The organism is Klebsiella sp. A-Nf5, assembly GCF_002810545.1.
Classification (GTDB): Bacteria; Pseudomonadota; Gammaproteobacteria; order Enterobacterales; family Enterobacteriaceae; genus Klebsiella; species Klebsiella variicola.
Window position 1 is genome coordinate 58,428 of the sequence record NZ_PIOG01000164.1, and the last position, 23,210, is coordinate 81,637.

General features: G+C 57.5%; 22 protein-coding genes. 15 read left to right on the forward strand and 7 right to left on the reverse strand.

From position 1 onward, the window contains the following. Position 1 precedes the first annotated feature (1 nt). The 12 genes from murD (at position 2) to mutT (ending at position 14,458) form a co-directional block, all read left to right on the forward strand. Positions 2-1,318 (forward strand): UDP-N-acetylmuramoyl-L-alanine--D-glutamate ligase, encoded by a 1,317-nt coding sequence (murD, locus tag CWM53_RS17620; protein WP_061155764.1) that lies wholly within the window; start codon positions 2-4, stop codon positions 1,316-1,318. After that, positions 1,318-2,592, forward strand: a complete 1,275-nt coding sequence (gene ftsW, locus CWM53_RS17625; protein ID WP_061155763.1) for a cell division protein FtsW — start codon at positions 1,318-1,320, stop codon at positions 2,590-2,592. The genes murD and ftsW overlap by 1 nt, the downstream gene beginning before the upstream one ends. Beyond that, positions 2,589-3,659 (forward strand): undecaprenyldiphospho-muramoylpentapeptide beta-N-acetylglucosaminyltransferase, encoded by a 1,071-nt coding sequence (gene murG / locus CWM53_RS17630; RefSeq protein WP_008807432.1) that lies wholly within the window; start codon positions 2,589-2,591, stop codon positions 3,657-3,659. The genes ftsW and murG overlap by 4 nt, the downstream gene beginning before the upstream one ends. A gap of 48 nt (positions 3,660-3,707) precedes the next feature. Then, positions 3,708-5,183 (forward strand): UDP-N-acetylmuramate--L-alanine ligase, encoded by a 1,476-nt coding sequence (gene murC / locus CWM53_RS17635; RefSeq protein ID WP_008807431.1) that lies wholly within the window; start codon positions 3,708-3,710, stop codon positions 5,181-5,183. Beyond that, the gene (locus CWM53_RS17640) at positions 5,176-6,096 is read left to right on the forward strand and encodes a D-alanine--D-alanine ligase (protein ID WP_100676342.1); all 921 of its coding nucleotides are present in this window, start codon (positions 5,176-5,178) and stop codon (positions 6,094-6,096) included. Before murC ends, CWM53_RS17640 begins: the two co-directional genes overlap by 8 nt. Before the next feature lies 1 nt (position 6,097). Then, positions 6,098-6,928 (forward strand): cell division protein FtsQ, encoded by an 831-nt coding sequence (ftsQ, locus tag CWM53_RS17645; protein WP_004204342.1) that lies wholly within the window; start codon positions 6,098-6,100, stop codon positions 6,926-6,928. Further along, entirely contained in the window at positions 6,925-8,187 is a 1,263-nt protein-coding gene (gene ftsA, locus CWM53_RS17650) for a cell division protein FtsA (protein ID WP_004204343.1), read from the forward strand. Before ftsQ ends, ftsA begins: the two co-directional genes overlap by 4 nt. A gap of 62 nt (positions 8,188-8,249) precedes the next feature. Continuing rightward, positions 8,250-9,401 carry a cell division protein FtsZ gene (gene ftsZ, locus CWM53_RS17655; RefSeq protein ID WP_002888628.1) on the forward strand — a complete coding sequence of 384 codons (1,152 nt, stop codon included), beginning with the start codon at positions 8,250-8,252 and terminating at the stop codon, positions 9,399-9,401. A 100-nt stretch (positions 9,402-9,501) separates the two neighbouring features. Beyond that, positions 9,502-10,419 (forward strand): UDP-3-O-acyl-N-acetylglucosamine deacetylase, encoded by a 918-nt coding sequence (gene lpxC, locus CWM53_RS17660; RefSeq protein WP_002888632.1) that lies wholly within the window; start codon positions 9,502-9,504, stop codon positions 10,417-10,419. A 323-nt stretch (positions 10,420-10,742) separates the two neighbouring features. Next, positions 10,743-11,240, forward strand: a complete 498-nt coding sequence (gene secM / locus CWM53_RS17665) for a secA translation cis-regulator SecM (RefSeq protein ID WP_061155761.1) — start codon at positions 10,743-10,745, stop codon at positions 11,238-11,240. 62 nt (positions 11,241-11,302) lie between these two features. Beyond that, positions 11,303-14,008 carry a preprotein translocase subunit SecA gene (gene secA / locus CWM53_RS17670; protein WP_074386864.1) on the forward strand — a complete coding sequence of 902 codons (2,706 nt, stop codon included), beginning with the start codon at positions 11,303-11,305 and terminating at the stop codon, positions 14,006-14,008. Positions 14,009-14,065: 57 nt separating this feature from the next. Then, entirely contained in the window at positions 14,066-14,458 is a 393-nt protein-coding gene (gene mutT, locus CWM53_RS17675; protein WP_012968936.1) for an 8-oxo-dGTP diphosphatase MutT, read from the forward strand. Positions 14,459-14,510: 52 nt separating this feature from the next. Here the strand turns inward: mutT and yacG are convergent, their stop codons facing one another. The 3 genes from yacG to coaE are packed head-to-tail and all read right to left on the reverse strand — an operon-like array spanning position 14,511 to position 16,078. Then, positions 14,511-14,705, reverse strand: a complete 195-nt coding sequence (yacG, locus tag CWM53_RS17680; protein WP_008807425.1) for a DNA gyrase inhibitor YacG — start codon at positions 14,703-14,705, stop codon at positions 14,511-14,513. A 9-nt stretch (positions 14,706-14,714) separates the two neighbouring features. Continuing rightward, positions 14,715-15,458, reverse strand: coding sequence for a cell division protein ZapD (gene zapD, locus CWM53_RS17685; RefSeq protein WP_100729985.1), 744 nt, complete (start codon positions 15,456-15,458; stop codon positions 14,715-14,717). After that, positions 15,458-16,078, reverse strand: coding sequence for a dephospho-CoA kinase (coaE, locus tag CWM53_RS17690; RefSeq protein ID WP_100729984.1), 621 nt, complete (start codon positions 16,076-16,078; stop codon positions 15,458-15,460). Before coaE ends, zapD begins: the two co-directional genes overlap by 1 nt. Positions 16,079-16,420: 342 nt before the next feature. Here coaE and CWM53_RS17695 point away from each other — a divergent pair, with 342 nt between their 5' ends. Continuing rightward, a complete protein-coding gene (locus CWM53_RS17695; protein WP_100729983.1) occupies positions 16,421-17,464 on the forward strand; it encodes a GMP reductase in 1,044 nt (347 codons plus the stop codon). Between the two features lie 36 nt (positions 17,465-17,500). Here the strand turns inward: CWM53_RS17695 and hofC are convergent, their stop codons facing one another. The 4 genes from hofC to nadC all read right to left on the reverse strand — a co-directional run bounded on the left by hofC (position 17,501) and on the right by nadC (position 21,598). Continuing rightward, on the reverse strand, positions 17,501-18,706 hold the full coding sequence (hofC, locus tag CWM53_RS17700; protein WP_100729982.1) for a protein transport protein HofC: 1,206 nt from the start codon (positions 18,704-18,706) through the stop codon (positions 17,501-17,503). Next, positions 18,696-20,081, reverse strand: coding sequence for a type II secretion system protein GspE (gene gspE, locus CWM53_RS17705; protein WP_100676340.1), 1,386 nt, complete (start codon positions 20,079-20,081; stop codon positions 18,696-18,698). The genes hofC and gspE overlap by 11 nt, the downstream gene beginning before the upstream one ends. 10 nt (positions 20,082-20,091) lie before the next feature. Then, positions 20,092-20,523 carry a prepilin peptidase-dependent pilin gene (gene ppdD, locus CWM53_RS17710; RefSeq protein WP_008807418.1) on the reverse strand — a complete coding sequence of 144 codons (432 nt, stop codon included), beginning with the start codon at positions 20,521-20,523 and terminating at the stop codon, positions 20,092-20,094. Positions 20,524-20,704: 181 nt separating this feature from the next. Beyond that, positions 20,705-21,598, reverse strand: coding sequence for a carboxylating nicotinate-nucleotide diphosphorylase (gene nadC, locus CWM53_RS17715; protein WP_100676339.1), 894 nt, complete (start codon positions 21,596-21,598; stop codon positions 20,705-20,707). A 133-nt stretch (positions 21,599-21,731) separates the two neighbouring features. Here nadC and ampD point away from each other — a divergent pair, with 133 nt between their 5' ends. Together ampD and ampE are read left to right on the forward strand one after the other, a co-directional pair. Next, a complete protein-coding gene (gene ampD / locus CWM53_RS17720; RefSeq protein ID WP_047667433.1) occupies positions 21,732-22,295 on the forward strand; it encodes a 1,6-anhydro-N-acetylmuramyl-L-alanine amidase AmpD in 564 nt (187 codons plus the stop codon). Beyond that, on the forward strand, positions 22,292-23,146 hold the full coding sequence (ampE, locus tag CWM53_RS17725) for a beta-lactamase regulator AmpE (protein WP_061155750.1): 855 nt from the start codon (positions 22,292-22,294) through the stop codon (positions 23,144-23,146). The genes ampD and ampE overlap by 4 nt, the downstream gene beginning before the upstream one ends. The last annotated feature ends 64 nt before the right edge of the window (positions 23,147-23,210 follow it).

Consider the following 23,210-nt stretch of genomic DNA (forward strand, 5'->3'; position numbering starts at 1 on the left):
CATGGCAGATTATCAGGGTAAAAAAGTCGTCATTATTGGGCTGGGTATGACCGGCCTGTCATGCGTGGACTTTTTCATGGCGCGCGGCGTGACGCCGCGTGTAATGGACACCCGCGTCGCGCCTCCGGGGCTGGATAAACTACCCGAATCGGTCGAGAGCCATATTGGCGGGCTCAATGATACCTGGCTGCTGGCGGCGGATCTGATTGTCGCCAGTCCCGGGATCGCGCTGGCCCATCCTTCCCTGAACGCGGCGGCCGATGCTGGCGTAGAAATCGTTGGCGATATCGAACTGTTCTGCCGCGAAGCGCAGGCGCCGATTATCGCCATTACCGGCTCTAACGGTAAAAGCACCGTCACTACCCTGGTGGGCGAGATGGCGAAAGCGGCCGGGGTTAACGTCGGCGTGGGTGGTAATATCGGCCTGCCGGCGCTGATGCTGCTGGACACCGATCGTGAGCTGTATGTGCTGGAGCTCTCCAGCTTCCAGCTGGAAACCACTTCCAGCCTGCAGGCTGTGGCGGCAACCATCCTCAACGTGACTGAGGATCATATGGACCGCTATCCGCTTGGGCTGCAGCAGTATCGTGCGGCGAAGCTGCGAATTTACGAGAATGCAAAAACCTGCGTGGTGAACGCGGACGATGCGCTCACGATGCCGGTACGCGGCGCGGACGATCGCTGCATCAGCTTTGGTGTCGATGTCGGTGACTACCACCTTAACCGCCAGCAGGGCGAAACCTGGCTGCGGGTCAAAGGTGAGAAAGTGCTCAACGTGAAAGAGATGTCCATCACCGGGCAGCATAACTACAGCAATGCGTTAGCGGCGCTGGCGCTGGCCGATGCCGCAGGCCTGCCTCGGGCCAGCAGCCTGAAGGCATTGACTACCTTCACCGGCCTGGCGCATCGCTTCCAGTTGGTGCTGGATCACAACGGCGTCCGCTGGATTAACGATTCAAAGGCGACCAACGTCGGCAGCACCGAGGCGGCGCTGAACGGCCTGCAGCTGGATGGCACGCTGTATCTGCTGCTGGGCGGCGACGGCAAGTCCGCTGATTTTACTCCGCTGAAGCGCTACCTTGGCGGCGATCGTATTCGCCTGTACTGCTTTGGTCGCGACGGTGCCGAACTCGCTGAGCTGCGTCCGGACGTGGCGGTACAAACTGAGACCATGGAACAGGCGATGCGTCAGATTGCTCCCCTGGTGAAAGCGGGCGATATGGTCCTCCTGTCGCCAGCCTGCGCCAGCCTGGATCAGTTTAAGAACTTTGAACAACGGGGCGATATTTTTGCCCGTCTGGCGAAGGAGTTAGGTTGATGCGTTTCTCTCTCCCACGCCTGAGAATGCCGCAGCTGAGCTTGCCTCGGTTGAGACTGCCGCGACTGCCGGGGATGTTTATCTTCGCCTGGCTGTTCGCCGCGCTGAAAGGCTGGGTGATGGGCTCGCGCCCGAAAGATAACGACAGTCTGGTGATGTATGACCGGATGCTGCTGTGGCTGACCTTCGGCCTGGCGGCGATCGGCTTTATCATGGTCACCTCGGCGTCAATGCCGGTGGGACAGCGCCTGGCGAGCGATCCTTTCCTTTTTGCCAAGCGTGATGGCCTGTACATCGTGCTGGCTTTTGTCCTTGCGCTGGTGACGCTGCGGTTACCGATGGACTTCTGGCAACGCCACAGTACCGCGATGCTGATTGCCTCAATTGTGATGCTGCTGATCGTACTGGTGGTGGGTAGCTCGGTAAACGGGGCATCGCGCTGGATCGCCCTTGGCCCGCTGCGTATTCAGCCGGCGGAGTTTACCAAGCTGTCGCTGTTCTGCTATATCGCCAACTATCTGGTGCGTAAAGCCGACGAAGTGCGTAACAACCTGCGCGGCTTCTTAAAACCGATGGGCGTGATTTTCGTGCTGGCGATCTTGCTGCTGGCGCAGCCTGACCTCGGTACGGTGGTGGTGCTGTTCGTCACCACGCTGGCGATGCTGTTCCTCGCCGGCGCGAAGCTGTGGCAGTTCATCGCCATTATCGGCATGGGTATCTCAGCGGTGGTCCTGTTGATCCTCGCCGAACCGTACCGTATTCGCCGCGTGACTTCCTTCTGGAACCCGTGGGAAGACCCCTTCGGCAGCGGCTACCAGCTGACCCAGTCGCTGATGGCCTTCGGCCGCGGCGAGATGTGGGGGCAGGGCCTCGGTAACTCGGTGCAAAAACTGGAGTATTTACCGGAGGCGCACACTGACTTTATCTTCGCCATTATCGGCGAAGAACTCGGTTATATCGGTGTGGTACTGGCGCTTTTAATGGTATTCTTCGTCGCTTTCCGCGCCATGTCGATTGGCCGTAAAGCGCTGGAGATCGACCATCGCTTCTCCGGCTTCCTCGCCTGTGCCATCGGTATCTGGTTTAGCTTCCAGGCGTTGGTTAACGTCGGTGCGGCGGCGGGAATGCTGCCGACCAAAGGTCTGACGCTGCCGCTGATCAGTTATGGTGGTTCCAGTCTGCTGATTATGTCGACAGCCATCATGTTGTTGTTGCGAATTGATTATGAAACGCGTCTGGAAAAAGCCCAGGCGTTTACGCGGGGTGTTCGATGAGCGGTCAGGAAAAGCGGTTGATGGTGATGGCGGGCGGAACCGGTGGGCATGTGTTCCCGGGGCTGGCGGTCGCGCACCATTTAATGGACCAGGGCTGGCAGGTTCGCTGGCTGGGTACCGCCGATCGTATGGAAGCGGATTTAGTGCCGAAAAACGGCATCGAGATTGATTTTATCCGTATCTCCGGCCTGCGTGGCAAAGGGATAAAAGCGCAACTGTTGGCGCCGGTGCGTATCTTCAACGCCTGGCGTCAGGCGCGAGCGATCATGAAGCGTTTCCAGCCGGATGTGGTGCTGGGCATGGGCGGCTATGTCTCCGGGCCTGGCGGTCTGGCGGCGTGGTCGCTGGGGATCCCGGTGGTCCTCCACGAGCAAAACGGTATTGCCGGCCTGACTAACAAGTGGCTGGCGAAGATTGCGAAGAAAGTGATGCAGGCGTTTCCCGGTGCGTTCCCGCATGCGGACGTGGTCGGGAACCCGGTGCGCACCGACGTACTGGCGCTGCCGCTGCCGGGTCAGCGTCTGGTGGGGCGTCATGGACCGATTCGCGTGCTGGTGGTCGGTGGCTCTCAGGGCGCGCGCGTCCTGAACCAGACCATGCCGCAGGTGGCGGCGAAGCTTGGCGATGCGGTGACCATCTGGCACCAGAGCGGTAAAGGCGGCCAGCAAACCGTGCAGCAGGCCTATGCCGCTGCGGGGCAACCGCAGCATAAAGTGACGGAATTTATTGATGACATGGCCGCGGCGTATGCCTGGGCAGATGTCGTGGTTTGCCGTTCCGGCGCGCTGACGGTCAGCGAAATCGCTGCCGCCGGTTTACCGGCGCTGTTTGTACCGTTCCAGCACAAAGATCGTCAGCAGTACTGGAATGCGCTGCCGCTGGAGAAAGCCGGCGCGGCGAAAATTCTCGAACAGCCTGAGTTCACGGTAGAGGCGGTTGCCTCTACCCTGGCGAGCTGGGATCGGGAAACGCTGTTGGATATGGCGGAACGAGCGCGTGGCGCTTCGATTCCGGACGCTACCGAGCGAGTAGCAGAAGAGGTCAGCGCCGTAGCTTTGGCGCGCTAATTGCGGTGATTTTCACCGCCCGAATGACAGAAGTTGATGGCGTAAAGAATGAATACACAAGATTTGGCAAAACTGCGTTCCATAGTGCCCGAGATGCGTCGCGTCCGGCACATTCACTTTGTCGGCATCGGCGGTGCCGGTATGGGCGGTATTGCCGAAGTGTTGGCTAATGAAGGTTACCAGATCAGCGGCTCCGACCTGGCGCCGAATCCGGTAACCCAACAGCTGTCGCAGCTTGGCGCCACTATTTATTTCAACCATCGCCCGGAAAACGTGCGTGATGCCAGCGTTGTGGTCGTTTCCAGCGCGATTTCTGCGGATAACCCGGAAATCGTTGCCGCGCACGAAGCGCGCATCCCGGTGATCCGCCGTGCGGAAATGCTGGCGGAGCTGATGCGCTTCCGCCACGGGATCGCGATTGCCGGAACTCACGGCAAAACCACTACCACCGCGATGGTGTCCAGTATTTACGCCGAAGCCGGGCTTGACCCGACCTTCGTCAACGGCGGGCTGGTGAAAGCGGCGGGCGTGCATGCCCGTCTCGGCCATAGCCGTTATCTGATTGCGGAAGCGGATGAGAGCGATGCGTCGTTCCTGCATCTGCAGCCGATGGTCGCGATTGTGACCAACATCGAAGCCGACCATATGGATACCTACCATGGCGACTTCGAGAATTTGAAGCAGACCTTTATTAACTTCCTGCACAACCTGCCGTTCTACGGACGCGCGGTGATGTGCGTGGACGATCCGGTGATCCGTGAACTGCTGCCGCGCGTCGGCCGGCAGATCACCACCTACGGTTTTAGCGACGACGCCGACGTTCGCGTTGAGGATTACCGTCAGCTTGGGGCGCAAGGTCATTTCCGCCTGGTGCGTCAGGATAAAGAGATCCTGCAGGTCACGCTCAATGCCCCGGGACGCCATAACGCATTGAACGCGGCGGCGGCGGTGGCCGTAGCGACGGAAGAGGGGATTGACGACCAGGCGATCCTGCGCGCGCTGGAAAGTTTCCAGGGAACCGGACGCCGCTTTGATTTTCTTGGCGAGTTTCCGCTGGCGGAAGTCAACGGCAAGCCGGGCAGTGCGATGCTTATTGATGACTACGGACATCACCCGACGGAAGTGGACGCCACCATCAAAGCCGCGCGCGCTGGCTGGCCGGATAAAAATCTGGTGATGCTGTTCCAGCCGCACCGTTATACCCGTACCCGCGATCTGTATGACGATTTCGCCAACGTGCTGACCCAGGTCGATGCGCTGCTGATGCTGGATGTGTATCCGGCGGGTGAAGCGCCGATCCCGGGCGCCGATAGCCGCTCACTGTGCCGTACCATTCGCGGTCGCGGTAAAGTTGACCCGATCCTGGTCTCTGACCCGGCCCAGGCCGCGGAGATGCTGGCGTCGGTGCTGACCGGTAACGATTTAGTGCTGGTGCAGGGCGCGGGCAATATCGGAAAAATTGCCCGTCACCTGGCTGAAATCAAACTGGCTCCGCAAAAAACGGAGGAAGAGCGCCATGGCTGATAAAATCGCGGTGCTTTTCGGTGGAACCTCCGCTGAACGTGAAGTGTCGCTGAATTCAGGCGCCGCGGTGCTGGCCGGGCTGCGCGAAGGCGGAGTGGATGCTCATCCGATCGACCCGCGCGACGTCGATATTACCCAGTTAAAAAATCTGGGCTTTAAGAAAGCGTTTATTGCCCTACATGGCCGCGGCGGGGAAGATGGCACGCTGCAGGGGCTGCTGGATCTGATCCAGTTGCCTTATACCGGCAGCGGGGTGATGGCCTCCGCGCTGTCGATGGATAAACTGCGCAGCAAATGGCTGTGGCAGGGGGCGGGATTACCGGTCGCGCCGTGGGTCGCGCTGACCCGCGCACAGTTTACTGCAGGACTTTCTGCTGCTGTTGAACAACAGATTGCGGCGCTGGGCCTGCCGGTCATCATCAAGCCGAGCCGTGAAGGCTCCAGCGTCGGGATGTCGAAAGTCAGCGAAAGCTGCGATTTACCGAGTGCATTGGCGCTGGCTTTTCAGCATGATGATGAAGTTTTGGTCGAAAAATGGCTTAGTGGGCCGGAATTTACCGTCGCCATCGTCGGTGAAGAAATTTTACCGTCAATACGTATCCAGGCCGCGGGAACCTTCTATGATTATGAGGCGAAGTATCTGTCTGATGAGACGCAATATTTCTGCCCTGGATTTGAAGATCCCGCGCGTGAGTCAGACATCCAGAGCCTGGTGCTTAAAGCCTGGAATGTTCTGGGGTGTAAAGGCTGGGGCCGTATTGACGTGATGCTGGACAGCGATGGCCAGTTTTATCTGCTGGAAGCAAATACTTCCCCGGGCATGACCAGCCATAGCCTTGTACCGATGGCGGCGCGTCAGGCAGGAATGAGCTTCTCCCAGCTTGTTGTACGAATTCTGGACCTGGCGGGGTGATATGTCGCAGGCTGCGCTGAATACGCGGAACCATGAAGAGGACGTTTCTTCTTCGCGTCGGAGTAATGGAACGCGGCTGGCAGGGATCGTTTTCCTGCTGGCGGTGCTGTTTACCGTGCTGGTCAGCGGGTGGATGGTTCTTGGCTGGATGGAAGATGCGCAGCGCTTGCCGCTGTCGAAGATGGTGGTGACCGGCGAGCGTCACTATACGCGCAATGATGACATCCGCCAGGCGATTCTGGCGTTGGGTTCACCAGGTACTTTTATGACTCAGGATGTGAACATCATTCAGAGTCAAATTGAACGCTTGCCGTGGATTAAGCAGGCGAGCGTCCGTAAGCAGTGGCCCGATGAATTGAAGATTCATCTGGTTGAATATGTGCCGATTGCGCGCTGGAATGATCAACATATGGTGGATGCAGAAGGAAATGCCTTCAGCGTACCGGCGGATCGCACCAGTAAACAGAATTTACCGATGTTATACGGCCCGGAAGGCAGTGAGAACGAAGTGCTGCAAGGGTATCGTGACATGGGGCAGGTGCTGGCAAAGGATAAATTCACGTTGAAAGTGGCGGCGATGACCGCCCGTCGCTCCTGGCAGTTGACGCTTAATAATGACATTAAGCTCAACCTTGGCCGTGGCGATACCATGAAACGGCTTCAGCGCTTTATGGAACTCTACCCGGTTCTTCAGCAGCAGGCGCAGACCGACGGCAAACGGATTAGCTACGTTGATTTGCGTTATGACTCGGGTGCGGCAGTGGGCTGGGTACCTGCTCCCGCAGAGGAAACTAATCAACAACAGAATCAGGCACAGGCAGAACAACAATGATCAAGGCGACGGACAGAAAACTGGTAGTTGGACTGGAGATTGGCACCGCTAAGGTGGCCGCTTTAGTAGGGGAAGTTCTGCCCGACGGCATGATTAATATCATCGGCGTGGGCAGTTGCCCATCACGTGGTATGGATAAAGGCGGTGTGAACGACCTCGAGTCGGTGGTGAAATGCGTACAGCGCGCCATCGACCAGGCCGAACTGATGGCGGATTGCCAGATTTCATCAGTTTATTTGGCACTTTCGGGTAAACATATAAGCTGTCAGAATGAAATCGGGATGGTACCGATTTCGGAAGAAGAAGTGACGCTGGATGACGTTGAGAACGTGGTCCACACCGCGAAGTCGGTTCGCGTCCGCGATGAACATCGCGTCCTGCACGTCATTCCGCAGGAATATGCCATCGACTACCAGGAAGGGATTAAAAATCCGGTAGGGCTGTCTGGTGTGCGTATGCAGGCGAAGGTGCATCTGATTACCTGCCATAACGATATGGCGAAAAACATTGTTAAAGCGGTGGAACGTTGCGGTCTGAAAGTTGACCAACTTATTTTCGCCGGGTTAGCGGCCAGTTATTCGGTATTAACAGAAGACGAACGTGAGCTGGGCGTCTGCGTCGTGGACATCGGTGGTGGTACAATGGATATCGCCGTCTATACCGGCGGCGCGCTGCGTCATACCAAAGTGATCCCGTATGCCGGGAACGTGGTGACCAGCGATATCGCCTATGCCTTTGGTACGCCGCCGAGCGATGCCGAAGCAATTAAGGTTCGTCACGGTTGCGCATTAGGTTCCATCGTCGGTAAAGACGAAAACGTCGAAGTCCCGAGCGTAGGCGGACGTCCGCCGCGCAGCCTGCAGCGTCAGACGCTGGCAGAGGTGATTGAACCGCGCTATACCGAGCTGCTTAATCTGGTCAACGAAGAGATCCTGCAGCTGCAGGAACAGCTCCGCCAGCAGGGTGTCAAACATCATCTGGCGGCAGGGATTGTGTTAACCGGCGGCGCGGCGCAAATTGAAGGCCTGGCGGCCTGTGCGCAGCGGGTTTTCCATACCCAGGTGCGTATTGGCGCGCCGCTGAACATCACCGGTTTAACGGATTACGCCCAGGAGCCGTATTATTCGACGGCGGTTGGGCTGCTGCACTACGGCAAAGAGTCACATTTGAGTGGTGAAGCGGAAGTCGAAAAACGCGTGACGGCGTCAGTGGGCTCGTGGATTAAACGACTCAACAGCTGGCTGCGAAAAGAGTTTTAATTTTTTAAGAGAACGCAGACAATTAGCGTTCTCAGGCGACAGGCACAAGACGGAGAGAAACTATGTTTGAACCTATGGAACTGACCAACGACGCGGTGATTAAAGTCATCGGCGTCGGTGGCGGCGGCGGTAACGCCGTTGAACACATGGTGCGCGAGCGCATTGAGGGTGTTGAATTCTTCGCGGTGAACACCGATGCGCAGGCGCTGCGTAAAACGGCTGTTGGCCAGACTATCCAGATCGGTAGCGGTATTACCAAAGGTCTGGGCGCTGGCGCGAACCCGGAAGTCGGCCGTAATGCGGCGGACGAAGACCGCGAAGCGCTGCGTGCGGCCCTTGATGGCGCAGACATGGTGTTTATCGCGGCTGGCATGGGCGGCGGTACCGGTACCGGTGCGGCGCCAGTGGTTGCGGAAGTGGCGAAGGATCTGGGTATCCTCACCGTTGCGGTGGTCACGAAGCCGTTTAATTTTGAAGGCAAGAAGCGCATGGCGTTTGCTGAGCAGGGGATCACCGAGCTGTCCAAGCACGTTGACTCACTGATCACCATCCCGAACGACAAGCTGCTGAAAGTACTCGGCCGTGGTATTTCTCTGCTCGACGCGTTCGGCGCGGCAAACGATGTACTGAAAGGCGCGGTGCAGGGTATCGCCGAACTGATTACGCGTCCGGGCCTGATGAACGTCGACTTCGCGGACGTCCGTACCGTGATGTCAGAAATGGGCTACGCGATGATGGGCTCCGGCGTGGCGAGTGGTGAAGACCGTGCGGAAGAAGCGGCTGAAATGGCTATCTCTTCTCCGCTGCTGGAAGATATCGACCTGTCCGGCGCGCGCGGCGTACTGGTTAACATCACTGCGGGCTTCGACCTGCGTCTGGATGAGTTCGAAACCGTGGGTAACACCATCCGTGCCTTTGCGTCGGATAACGCGACCGTGGTTATCGGTACCTCTCTGGACCCGGATATGAACGACGAGCTGCGCGTGACCGTGGTGGCGACCGGTATCGGCATGGACAAGCGTCCGGAAATTACCCTGGTGACCAACAAACAGGTTCAGCAGCCGGTGATGGATCGCTACCAGCAGCACGGCATGTCGCCGCTGACGCAAGAGCAGAAGCCGGCAGCAAAAGTGGTGAACGACAATACGCCGCAAACCGCGAAAGAGCCGGATTATCTGGATATCCCAGCCTTCCTGCGTAAGCAAGCCGATTAAGAATCGACTGGAAGTTGGGCATCTGCGCTCTTTGTGCTAAACTGGCCTCCCGATAGTGGTGTACACTTCGGTTGGATAGGTAAATTGGCGAGATTATACGATGATCAAACAAAGGACTCTTAAACGTATCGTTCAGGCGACTGGTGTCGGTTTGCATACCGGCAAGAAAGTCACACTGACGTTACGCCCTGCGCCGGCAAATACCGGGGTCATCTATCGTCGCACCGACTTGAATCCACCGGTAGATTTTCCGGCTGATGCCAAATCTGTGCGTGATACCATGCTCTGTACTTGCCTGGTTAATGAGCATGACGTGCGGATTTCTACGGTTGAACACCTGAACGCCGCATTGGCTGGCCTGGGTATCGACAACATTATTGTTGAAGTCGATGCACCGGAAATCCCGATTATGGACGGTAGTGCGGCTCCGTTCGTTTATCTGTTGCTGGACGCCGGCATCGATGAACTGAACTGCGCCAAGAAATTTGTCCGTATCAAAGAGACTGTTCGCGTCGAAGATGGCGACAAATGGGCTGAATTCAAACCGTACAATGGTTTTTCGCTGGATTTCACCATCGATTTTAACCATCCGGCGATTGATGCCAGCACCCAGCGCTATACGCTGAACTTCTCGGCCGATGCGTTCATGCGTCAGATTAGCCGTGCGCGTACCTTCGGTTTCATGCGCGATATCGAATATCTGCAGTCCCGCGGCCTGTGCCTGGGCGGCAGCTTCGATTGTGCCATCGTTGTTGACGATTATCGCGTACTGAACGAAGACGGTCTGCGCTTTGAAGACGAATTTGTTCGCCACAAAATGCTGGATGCGATCGGTGACCTGTTTATGTGTGGTCACAACATTATCGGCGCATTCACGGCGTACAAATCGGGTCACGCGTTGAATAACAAACTGCTGCAGGCGGTCCTGGCAAAACAGGAAGCCTGGGAGTATGTGACCTTCGAAGACGACGCAAAACTGCCTATGGCGTTCCGCGCACCGTCGATGGTTCTGGCGTAAGCCTGACCATTCAGTAAATTCGACTGGTAACCTGGTACTCTCTCCGACCAGGGAACCAGTCGTTTTTCTTTTATAACCCCTTCCAGTTATTTTTCGCAGTGATTGCCGGGCAATAATTAGCGTGCGTTCGCTGTTTTATTAAGCGTTTTCCCCGGGCAATCGCCTTCATTCATGCTGCCTCAGCGCGGTAATAATGTTAGTATTTGAGCGCAAAACTATTTCTCCGGGTTGCTTTACCCCGTGGATGTCAGGGTGTCCTGCAAAAAACGCTAATTAAGAGGCAGCCTGAACGATAACGGGTATACCAACGAAAGGTAATAAAAGTGAGTGGATTGCTGACGCGCTGGCGACAGTTTGGCAGACGGTATTTTTGGCCGCATCTCCTGTTGGGGATGGTCGCGGCCAGCTTTGGCCTGCCCGCGCTTAGCAACAGCCATGAAACCGCGACGCCGGCGAAGGCGACGGCCAGCAACCACAATCCGAGCAAAGTCAATTTCTCCCAGCTGGCGCTGCTGGAGAGCAATCGTCGGCCAAACTTTACCGTCGACTACTGGCATCAGCACGCCATTCGCACCGTCATTCGTCATCTCTCCTTCGCGATGGCGCCGCAGGCATTGCCGGTGGCGGAAGAGTCGTCCCCGCTGCAGGCCCAGCATCTGGCGCTGCTCGATACGCTCAGCGCGCTGCTGACCCAGGACAGTACGCCGCCGGTGGTGATCCGCCAGGTGGCTTACATCCCTTCCTCATATTCTGCGTTCCGCGTGAGTGCCTGGATTAGCCAGGTGGCGGGGATCCGCGCAGGGCCTCAACGTCTCAGCTGAAAATAACCACGGACCATCCTATTTTTTGTGACTCCGCACCGCGGGGCGTTTGAGATTTTATTATGCTTATTAAAATGTTAACCAAGGTTTTCGGCAGCCGTAACGACCGTACGCTGCGTCGTATGCGCAAAGTTGTCAATATCATCAACGGTATGGAACCGGCGATGGAAAAACTTTCTGATGACGAGCTGAAAGCGAAAACTGCTGAATTCCGCGCGCGCCTGGAAAAAGGCGAAGTGCTGGAAAACCTGATCCCGGAAGCCTTTGCCGTCGTTCGTGAAGCCAGTAAGCGCGTGTTCGGCATGCGCCACTTCGACGTCCAGCTGCTGGGCGGTATGGTGCTTAACGATCGCTGTATCGCCGAGATGCGTACCGGTGAAGGTAAAACCCTGACTGCGACCCTGCCAGCGTATCTCAACGCGTTGACCGGTAAAGGCGTTCACGTGGTCACCGTCAACGACTACCTGGCGCAGCGTGACGCCGAAAACAACCGTCCGCTGTTCGAATTCCTTGGCATGAGCGTGGGCATCAATATGTCCGGTCTGCCAGCGCCGGCGAAGCGTGAAGCCTACGCTGCCGATATTACCTACGGCACCAACAACGAATACGGCTTCGACTACCTGCGCGACAACATGGCCTTCAGCCCGGAAGAGCGCGTTCAACGTAAACTGCACTATGCGCTGGTGGATGAGGTGGACTCCATCCTGATCGACGAAGCGCGTACCCCGCTGATCATCTCCGGCCCGGCGGAAGACAGCTCTGAAATGTACCGCAAGGTAAACAAAATCATCCCGCACCTGAACCGTCAGGAAAAAGAGGATTCGGATACCTTCACCGGTGAAGGCCACTTCTCCGTTGATGAGAAAGCCCGCCAGGTTAACCTGACCGAACGCGGTCTGGTACTGATCGAAGAGCTGCTGGTGCAGGAAGGCATTATGGAAGAAGGTGAGTCGCTGTACTCCCCGACCAACATCATGCTGATGCACCACGTGACCGCCGCGCTGCGTGCCCATGCGTTGTTCACCCGCGACGTTGACTACATCGTTAAAGATGGCGAAGTTATCATCGTCGATGAGCACACTGGCCGTACGATGCAAGGCCGCCGCTGGTCCGATGGTCTGCACCAGGCGGTTGAAGCCAAAGAAGGCGTGGAGATCCAGAACGAGAACCAGACGCTGGCCTCTATCACCTTCCAGAACTACTTCCGCCTGTACGAGAAACTGGCGGGGATGACCGGTACAGCGGATACCGAAGCCTTCGAATTCAGCTCTATCTATAAGCTGGATACCGTTGTCGTGCCGACCAACCGTCCGATGATCCGTAAGGACATGGCGGATCTGGTCTATATGACCGAAGCGGAAAAAATTCAGGCGATAATCGAAGATATTAAAGATCGTACCGCTGCCGGTCAGCCGGTGCTGGTCGGTACTATCTCGATCGAAAAATCAGAAGTGGTTTCGCGCGAGCTGACCAAAGCCGGCATTAAGCACAACGTCCTGAACGCCAAGTTCCACGCCAGCGAAGCGGATATCGTCGCCCAGGCGGGTTATCCTGCCGCGGTGACCATTGCCACCAACATGGCGGGTCGTGGTACCGATATTATGCTCGGCGGTAGCTGGCAGGCGGAAGTCGCCGCGCTGGAAAATCCGACGCCGGAACAGATTGAAAAAATCAAAGCGGACTGGCAGGTGCGCCATGATGCGGTTCTGGCCGCAGGCGGTCTGCACATCATCGGTACCGAGCGCCATGAATCACGCCGTATCGATAACCAGCTGCGTGGCCGTGCGGGTCGTCAGGGTGATGCCGGTTCTTCCCGCTTCTACCTGTCGATGGAAGATGCCCTGATGCGTATCTTCGCCTCCGATCGTGTGTCCGGCATGATGCGCAAACTGGGGATGAAACCGGGTGAAGCCATCGAGCACCCATGGGTGACTAAGGCTATCGCCAACGCCCAGCGTAAAGTGGAAAGCCGTAACTTTGATATTCGTAAGCAGTTGCTGGAATATGATGATGTGGCCAACGACCAGCGCCGCGCGATCTACACTCAGCGTAACGAACTGCTGGACGTGTCTGATGTCAGCGAAACCATCAACAGCATCCGCGAAGATGTCTTTAAAGCGACTATCGATGCGCATATTCCGCCGCAGTCACTGGAAGAGATGTGGGATATTGAAGGCCTGCAGGAGCGTCTGAAAAACGACTTCGACCTCGATCTGCCGATCAAAGAGTGGCTGGATAAAGAGCCGGAGCTGCATGAAGAGACCCTGCGTGAACGTATTCTGCAGAGCGCGGTAGAAACCTACCAGCGTAAAGAAGAAGTGGTCGGCGCCGAGATGATGCGCCACTTCGAGAAAGGTGTGATGCTGCAGACCCTGGACTCCCTGTGGAAAGAGCATCTGGCGGCGATGGACTACCTGCGCCAGGGTATCCATCTGCGCGGCTATGCGCAGAAAGATCCGAAGCAGGAGTACAAGCGCGAATCGTTCTCTATGTTTGCTGCGATGCTGGAGTCACTGAAGTATGAAGTGATCAGCACCCTGAGCAAAGTTCAGGTGCGGATGCCGGAAGAAGTTGAAGCGATGGAGCAGCAGCGTCGTGAAGAGGCCGAGCGCCTGGCGCAGATGCAGCAGCTCAGTCATCAGAGCGATGATGAGGCCGCAGCCGAGGATCTGGCGGCACAAACCGGCGAGCGTAAAGTGGGGCGTAACGATCCCTGTCCGTGCGGTTCTGGTAAAAAATACAAACAGTGCCACGGCCGTCTGAGCTAAGGTCTGATAAAAAAACAAAGGCGCAGAGTTCTGCGCCTTTTTTATGGAGCTGATTCAATGAAAAAACTGCAAATCGCCGTCGGGATAATTCGCAATCCGCAAGGCGAAATCTTTATTACCCAGCGCGCCGCCGATGCCCATATGGCGAATAAGCTGGAGTTCCCGGGGGGGAAGATTGAATCTGATGAGACGCCGGAGCAGGCACTGATTCGCGAGCTGCAGGAAGAGGTTGGGATTACGGTAAGGTCTGCAACGCTATTTGATAAGCTGGAATATCAGTTCCCCGACCGCCATATTACGCTGTGGTTTTTCCTCGTGGAAAGTTGGCAAGGTGAGCCATGGGGGAAAGAGGGGCAGCCGGGGCGGTGGATGGCGGGACAAACACTGGATCCAGAGGCGTTCCCCCCGGCGAATGAACCGGTTATCAACAAACTTATCGGCCTGGGCTGAGCGTCAGGCTACAACGCTAACCCGATAATTATCGGGTTAGCGTGCCGGTAAATCAGGGCTGCTGCTCGCTCCAGTCATCGCTGTCGGAGAGATCGCCCGCACTGGGGATGCGTTTCTCTTCTGCGGCCCATTCTCCCAGATCGATCAGCTGACAGCGCTTGCTGCAGAATGGACGAAAGGGACTCTGCTCGCCCCACACCACGTTTTTGCCGCAGGTCGGGCAGTTGACGATGGTCTCTTCAGACATGTTATCTCCTTAGCAGCAGGCCAGTTCAAAATCAAAGCGCTCCGGCACGATCCCATACTCACTGTCCAGCGGCAGGAAACGGATAGCGAAACGGCTCTTATGGCCGGAGATCTGCGGATACAGCTGGTGAGCCAGATCGAGACGCAGGCGTAGCAGGTCAGCATCATCGCCATTATCCTGGTAAAAACCATTGAGGCTGGTCTGTTTACGAAACGGCGCAGAGTTACGGATCAGGTCGAGGATCAGGTTCAGGGACTGTACCAGCGGATCGAGGCTGGTAAGCCAGCTGGCCACCTGCTCGTCTCGATGCGCCTGTGGCATATGGAGCCAGATATGCAGGGTCGGTAAATCGAAGCTGCAGCAGCCACCTGGAATACTCAGGCGCTGACGCACCAGCGCAATCAGGCGATCTTCCCGCAGAAACTGACCAATACGCGGCGCGGCCATCAGGGTGCTGGAGGACTGTTTCAGTTGCTGGCGCAGCTCGTTAATACGCTCCTGATCGACGCCCGGCACTTCTGCCCAGGACTGGAGCTTGCGCTGCTGGCGCTCCAGTTCTTTAACCAGGTCGGTACGCACCTCGCCACGCTCCAGCACATCCAGGAGATCGCCGGCGTTACGGAAAAAATGGAGCGCATCGGCATGAGTGGCAATCATCGGATGGAAAGCCATCTGCTGGATCAGAAATTCGATGCGCAGCCAGGTACGCATTTTCTCATTAAGAGGATGTTCAAACAGAACGGGGGTATGCATTACGAGTTTTCCTGTGAGGCGGCCTGCGATGCCAGCGTTAAATACTTTTCGTGCAGGCGGGCAACATCCGATGCCACTGCATCCGGCGTGCCAGTGTTTTCAATAACATCGTCCGCGACGGCCAGGCGCTGCTCGCGCGTGGCCTGAGCGGCAAGAATATGTTCAGCATGTTCGCGGCTGACCTTGTCACGCAGCATGGTGCGTTCGATCTGCGTTTCTTTTGGCACATCGACGACCAGTACGCGATCGGCCTGGCCGGACAGGCGGTTTTCGACCAGCAAAGGTACGACCCAGAGGAGATAAGGGGAGGTAGCAGCCTGCATCTGGCGGCGCGTTTCCTGCTGGATCAGCGGATGTAACAGCGCGTTAAGCCAGGCTTTATCCTCCACGTGAGCAAAAATTTTTTCCCGCAACAGGCGGCGGTTCAGCGTGCCGTCGGGGGCAATCATCTGCGACCCAAAGTGGCTGGCGATGGCCTGGAGCGCTGGGGTGCCAGGTTCGACCACCTGGCGGGCGATAACATCGGCATCAACAACGTTAACCCCGAGCTGCGCGAAGGTGTCGGCGACAGTGCTTTTACCGCTGCCGATCCCACCTGTTAACGCGACTGTGTACCCCATATCTTCTGACCCTGAAACGGATTGCTCGTATTTTTGCATTCAGACAGCGATGACTGGCCGCACGTCGGAGAGGTGATAGTGATCATATCGTGATAGTCACGTGTCAACCGGGATCGCCGCCCACTATTCTGTTTCTTTTAATCAAGCAAATCAAATGGTTAAAAATAATACGCTGGCGGGGAAAGGCATAAGTGCTTTTTTCTCCATTCACCAGGTAAATTTATACGATTGTAGCGTAAAAAAAGTGAAAATCGCAGTCTTGCGCAGGCCTGATTCGTGCGTATGATAACGTCACTGGAGTTGTGCTCTCACAATAATGCAATTAACCCCAGGAATTCGCACATGCGTATTGAAGAAGATCTGAAGCTTGGTTTCAAAGACGTTCTTATCCGCCCGAAACGCTCTACTCTCAAAAGCCGTTCTGATGTTGAGCTGGAACGTGAATTCACTTTTAAACATTCAGGCCAGACCTGGTCCGGTGTGCCAATTATTGCGGCCAACATGGATACCGTCGGCACCTTCAGTATGGCGAAAGCGCTGGCCACTTTTTGTATTCTGACTGCGGTACACAAGCACTACACCGTTGAGGAATGGCAGGCGTTTGTACAGGGCGCATCCGCAGACGTCCTCAAGCATGTGATGGTTTCCACCGGCACTTCCGATGCCGATTTCGAAAAGACCCAACAGATCCTCTCTCAGAATCCGCAGCTGAACTTTGTGTGCATCGATGTGGCTAACGGCTACTCTGAGCACTTTGTGCAGTTTGTGGCGAAAGCCCGTGAAGCCTGGCCGCAGAAAACCATTATCGCCGGGAACGTGGTCACCGGTGAAATGTGCGAAGAGCTGATCCTCTCCGGCGCCGATATTGTGAAAGTCGGGATTGGCCCAGGTTCCGTCTGCACTACCCGCGTCAAAACTGGCGTCGGCTATCCGCAGCTCTCCGCCGTGATCGAGTGCGCTGATGCGGCACATGGCCTGGGCGGCCAGATCATTAGCGACGGCGGATGCACCATGCCGGGCGATGTGGCGAAAGCTTTCGGCGGCGGCGCCGATTTCGTGATGCTCGGCGGCATGCTGGCGGGCCATGAAGAGAGCGGCGGAACTATCGTTGAAGAGAACGGGGAAAAATTCATGCTGTTCTATGGCATGAGCTCCGAGTCGGCAATGACGCGCCATGTGGGCGGTGTCGCGAAATACCGCGCGGCGGAAGGGAAAACCGTTAAGCTGCCGCTGCGTGGCCCGGTGGACAATACTGCTCGCGATATCCTTGGCGGCCTGCGTTCAGCCTGCACCTATGTTGGCGCTTCGCGTCTGAAAGAGCTGACCAAACGGACGACCTTTATCCGCGTTCAGGAACAAGAGAACCGGATATTCAATAGCCTGTAATCGGCTTCGCTGGCGCCTGTGCTGCGCCAGCGTTTCTCACCCTCCCGCCCCACCAATGGCATCGCCCAGATGAAAAACGGGCAAATACATCGCCACCACCAGGATGCCGACCAGTGAGCCGGTTATCACCAGCATGAGGGGTTCGAGATGCGCAGCCAGACTGTCGGCTCGCTGATGCGTTTGCTCTCGATGATGGCGCGCCAGATTTTCCAGCATCTGATCCAGCGCCCCCGCGCTTTCACCCGTACGGATGAGCTGCAGGCACAGCGGAGTAAAACCGCCGCACCGGCTTAACGCCTGCCAAATCGGTTCCCCCTGGGCTATCAGCGCACGGGCTTGCGCCAGGCGCTGGCGCCAGAGCGGGCACGACAGGGTTGCTTCCACACTTTGCAGCCCCTGCAGAAAGCTAATACCGGCGCTTTGGGTTAACGCCAGGACGGTAAAGATCTGGCTCAGCTGTTGGCCGCCGATCAGGGGGCCGATGAGAGGGAGCGCGTTCAGCAGCCGCTGGCGACGCAGCAACCAGTCGCTACGCCGCCGGACCAGCTGGTTGAGCAGCAGCGGGCTCAGGAAAAGGGCCAGCAGTAGCGGCCAGCCGCGACTGAGCATGTCGCCTGCCGCAACGACCATCCTCGTCAACAGCGGCAGCGGCGTACTGAACGTCTGGTAGATGGCGGTGAACTCGGGCAGGACAAAATAGAGCATTCCCAGCACCACCAGCAGCGCCAGGGCGAGCACAATCAGCGGGTAACGCAGCGCTTTTTTGACCTTGCCGGCGAGCCTCTGCTGCTCCTGCTGTTGGTTGGCCAGCTGCAGGCAGCAGATATCAAGCTTGCCTGTCAGTTCGCCGGTGCTAATCATCGCCAGATAAAGTGGCGGAAAGGCTTGCGGCCACTGCGCCAGCGCGGTAGAGAAAGCTACACCCTGAGCCAGCTCGCGGCCCAGGGCCTCAAGCAGGGCTTGCCATTGCGGGTGTGGTTGCTGCTGCGCCAGTAGCGATAAACCGTCCGCCAGCGGCAGGCCGGCCTGCAGCAAGGTGGCGAGCTGACGGATCGTTTCGCTGCTGTAGCGAGGGTGCCAGAGGCTCAACTTCACTGCACAGCGGCGCACGGCCAGCGGCATGACGTGCTGCTGCTGCAGGTGATGCAGCACCTCCAGACGACTGGTTTGCCATAGCATCCCCTGGCCAGGAGCGCCGTGCGCATCGATACCGCGCCAGCGCCAGAGACGTTTAGTCGCCATGGGGGATCCCCAGCACCCGCACCACCTCTTCAAGGCTGGTCAGCCCTTGTTCGATAGCCTGACAGCCGCTTTCAAAAAGCGTCATCATCCCCGCGGCTCGCGCCAGAGATTCAATCTCAATGGCATTCAGCCCCTGGACTATTCCCTGGCGTAACCCGGGGGTGACAGGCATGACCTCAAATAGCGCCAGCCTGCCGTGATACCCGTGATAACAGTGTTCGCAGCCAGCCGCCTGCCAGCGCGGCAGCGGGCGCGGCCACAGGCTGTGCGGCAGGTCGGCGGCGCTACCGACATTGCGCCGACAGTGGGGGCACAGCTTGCGGACCAGGCGCTGGGCGATAACCAGCGAGAGCGCTGAAGATATCATCCAACGGGCAATGCCCATTTGCTGCAGGCGAGTAAGGGTTTCGCTGGTGGAGTTGGTGTGCAGGGTGGAAAGCACCAGGTGGCCGGTCTGAGCGGCTTTGAGCGCGATTTCAGCGGTCTCGGCATCGCGGATCTCGCCCACCATGACAATATCCGGATCCTGGCGTAACAGGGCACGAAGTACGCTGTGAAAGGTGAGTCCGGAACGCGGATTAATTTGCGTCTGATTCATCCCGGCGATGGGGATCTCCAGCGGATCCTCAACGCTACAGATGTTCACTTGCTCCCGGTTTCTGGCCTGGAGGGCGCTGTAGAGGGTCACCGTTTTACCGCTTCCGGTCGGGCCGGTGACCAGCAGTAGACCCTGCGGCTGATTCAGCGCCTGGCGAAAGGCCGCCAGCTGGGAAGAGGAGAGCCCGAGGGCCTCCAGATCCAGGGCCTGGTCAACCTGATGCAGAAGACGCAGGACAATTTTTTCGCCATAGCGGCAGGGCAGAGTGGCGATGCGAAAGGAGAGCGGTCGTCCGCCGAGGTTCAGCGCGAACTGACCATCCTGTGGTAAACGATGCTCGGCGATATCCAGACTGGCCATCACCTTGAGTCGCGCGATAACCGGTGCGGCCAGCTCGGGGGCCAGCAACGGCAGGGCGTGAAGGACGCCATCGACCCGCAGGCGGATGCGTAAATGCGTTTCCGTGGGTTCGATATGAATATCGGACGCCCGCTGACGCAGAGCCTGTTCGAGGATCTGGTTGACCCGTTCGGCGATATTCTCTGGCCCCGCGTTTTGCGCCAGTTGCGCCTGCTTTTCCTGGGCCTGCAGACGCTTGTCCATCTGTTCCTGGTTCCAGCATTCAATATCGATTCGCTTTTGCGTCGCGAAGCGCAGCGCCTCCATCAGTTCCGCCGGTGGGGTATCGACCACCGCAATGGCTATTGTCTGCTCGTCGCTATGCAGCAGCATGGCGTGATAGCGGCGGCAGAGAGGGATCAGTTGTTCTGTTTTCATGTGTTTTCCCTTACTTCACCCGGAAGACGTCTTCGCAGGCCTGCTGAAGGGCGCTGTTGCCGGTGATGGTGCAGACGCGCTGCCAGCCAGTGACGCCCTCGGCGTTATCCCAGGTCGGCGTCAGAGTGACGCCCAGTCCGTTCAGGCTTTCCTGGCCGGTGAGGGTGACGACCCCTTTGGCCACGCTCATGGCGGAGAGGTAGCGCGTGGTTGTCGGCGAGGGAATGCCGTTGCTGCCGCCGTCACATACCGTCAGGCCGCCATGATCGAGCGCGCAAAGTTCGATGGCCGTCCGATAGGGGACAAAGGTCTGCAGCAGGTCGGTGAGGGCGGCTTTACGCAGGTAGTTCTGGTAGGCCGGGATGCCAATGGCGCTGAGAATAGCGATGATCCCAATGACCACCATCAGTTCAATCAGGGTGAAACCACGTTGTTTATCCATAAGTTGCTCCTTGTTGTGACAGGAGCACTGTGACGGGATTCGGGATACCAGGCGAGGAGGCGAAAACGATCCGGGAAACCAGATTCCAGGGTTTTTACTTTGATTACATGGTGGGCATGAACGGCTGCGAGTCGGCTCGCAAATTCAGGCCCTCACGCCCGGAGGCGTGAAGGCCAATTGCTTAGCGAAAACGCATCGACAGGTCGAGCGCCTGCACATGTTTGGTCAGGGCACCGACAGAGATATAGTCGACGCCGGTGTCGGCAAATTCGCGGATGGTGTCAAAGGTGACGTTACCGGAGACCTCCAGCGACGCCTGGCCTGCGGTGATTTTCACCGCCTCGCGCATCAGATCGATGGTGAAGTTATCGAGCATAATGATATCGGCCCCGGCTTTTAACGCCTGCTCCAGCTCATCCAGGGTTTCCACTTCCACTTCCACCGGCACATCAGGATGTAGCCAGAACGCCTTTTCTACCGCCTGACGGATCGAGCCGGAGGCGATGATATGGTTTTCTTTAATCAGGAAAGCGTCGAACAGGCCCAGTCGATGATTGGCGCCACCGCCGCAGAGTACCGCGTATTTTAGCGCAGTACGCAGCCCTGGCAGCGTTTTACGCGTATCCAGGAGTTGGGTTTTGGTCCCGGCCAGCAGGTCGACGTAGCGGCGGACGACGCTGGCGACGCCGGAGAGGGTTTGCACAAAGTTCAGCGCCGTGCGTTCGCCGGTGAGCAGAATACGCGACGGACCTTCGAGTTCAAACAGCGGCTGATCGGCTTTGACCGCATCGCCGTCGGCCACGTGCCAGGTGATGTTCACGTCGTCACCGGCGAGCTGAATAAAGACCTCTTCCACCCAACGTTTGCCACAGAAGACGCCATCTTCGCGGGTAATGACCACCGCATGGGAGCGTGCATCCTGCGGCAATAATTGCGCGCTAATATCGTTGTTGGCGTCGACTTCGCCGCCCAAATCTTCCCGCAGGGAGTGTGCGACAGCATCGGTAATATCGAGATTAATACGTTCCAGCAGCACGTCACGGCGGCGGTCGGGGTTGTAACGACGAGGCGACATGATAAAGCTCCAGATAGATAAGATTCAGAAGTGGGAAACATGCTAACCTGAACGACGTTTCAGTACCATACACACTTCATCCTTTGGGCCGGCGTGTGGCCCGGAAGCATGAGTTCGCGAAAGGAGATCCCGCATGCAGTTGAACGAGGGATGGCTGGTCGGCGCGCGTCGGGTTCCCTCGCCGCACCATGACTGCCGTCCGGATGAAGAAGCCCCTTCCTTACTGGTGGTGCATAACATTAGCCTGCCACCGGGTGAATTTGGTGGTCCGTGGATTGATGCGCTGTTCACTGGCACCCTGGATCCGCATGCGCATCCTTTCTTTGCCGAGATTGCTCATCTGCGCGTTTCGGCACATTGTCTGATTCGCCGTGATGGCGAAATCGTGCAGTATGTACCTTTTGATAAGCGTGCGTGGCATGCGGGGGTCTCCTGCTATCAGGGGCGCGAACGCTGCAATGACTTTTCCATCGGCATTGAGCTGGAAGGCACGGATACCCTGGCGTATACCGATGCGCAGTACCAGCAGCTGGCGGCGGTGACGGAACTACTGATCACGATTTACCCGGCTATCGCCGAAAACATCGCGGGCCACTGCGATATCGCGCCCGTGCGGAAAACCGATCCAGGACCGGCCTTTGACTGGATAAAATTCCGGGCGCTACTCAGTGCGCCGTCAGATAAGGAGACATCATGACGCTGTTTACGACGCTGCTGGTGCTTATCGCCGAACGGCTGTTTAAGCTGGGCGAACACTGGCAGCTTGATCATCGGCTGGAGGTGGTGTTCCGCCGGATAAAACATTTTTCGCTGCTGGGCACGCTGCTGATGACGGTGGTGGCTGTCGTGGTGGTGTATCTCATTCAGCGCCTGCTGCAGGGACAGCTATTTAACATACCATTGCTGGTGTTCTGGATCTTGCTGGGCCTGCTGTGCATCGGGGCTGGCAAGGTTCGGCTGCATTATCATGCCTATCTGAAAGCGGCGTCGCGCAATGACAGTCGAGCCTGCGATGCCATGGCCAGCGAGCTGACGCTGATTCACGGCGTACCGCCGGGCTGTGATGAGCGTGAATACCTTAGCGAACTGCAAAATGCGCTGCTGTGGATTAACTATCGCTACTATTTGGCGCCGCTTTTCTGGTTTGTCGTGGGTGGGGCGTGGGGCCCTCTGACGCTTATCGCTTACAGCGTACTGCGGGCCTGGCAGACGTGGCTGGCGCGCTACCAGACGCCGCATCACCGTTTGCAGTCCGGAATCGATGGAATCCTGCATATTGTGGACTGGCTGCCGGTGCGTCTGGTGGGGGTGGTCTATGCCCTGGTGGGGCATGGTGAGAAAGCCCTTCCGGCGTGGTTTGCCTCGCTAGGCGACCGCCATTCGTCGCAGTATCAGGTATTGACCCGCCTGGCGCAGTATTCCCTGGCCCGTGAACCGCATGTGGATAAAGTGGCGACGCCAAAAGCCGCAGTATCGATGGCCAAGAAAACCTCGCTGGTGGTGGTGGTGATCATGGCGCTGCTGACGATTTACGGCACCCTGGTTTAACGACCTGAGTCCGCACTTTGCCTGCCACGATGCACGCACCAGCGGGACGCTTGTTGCCGGGTGG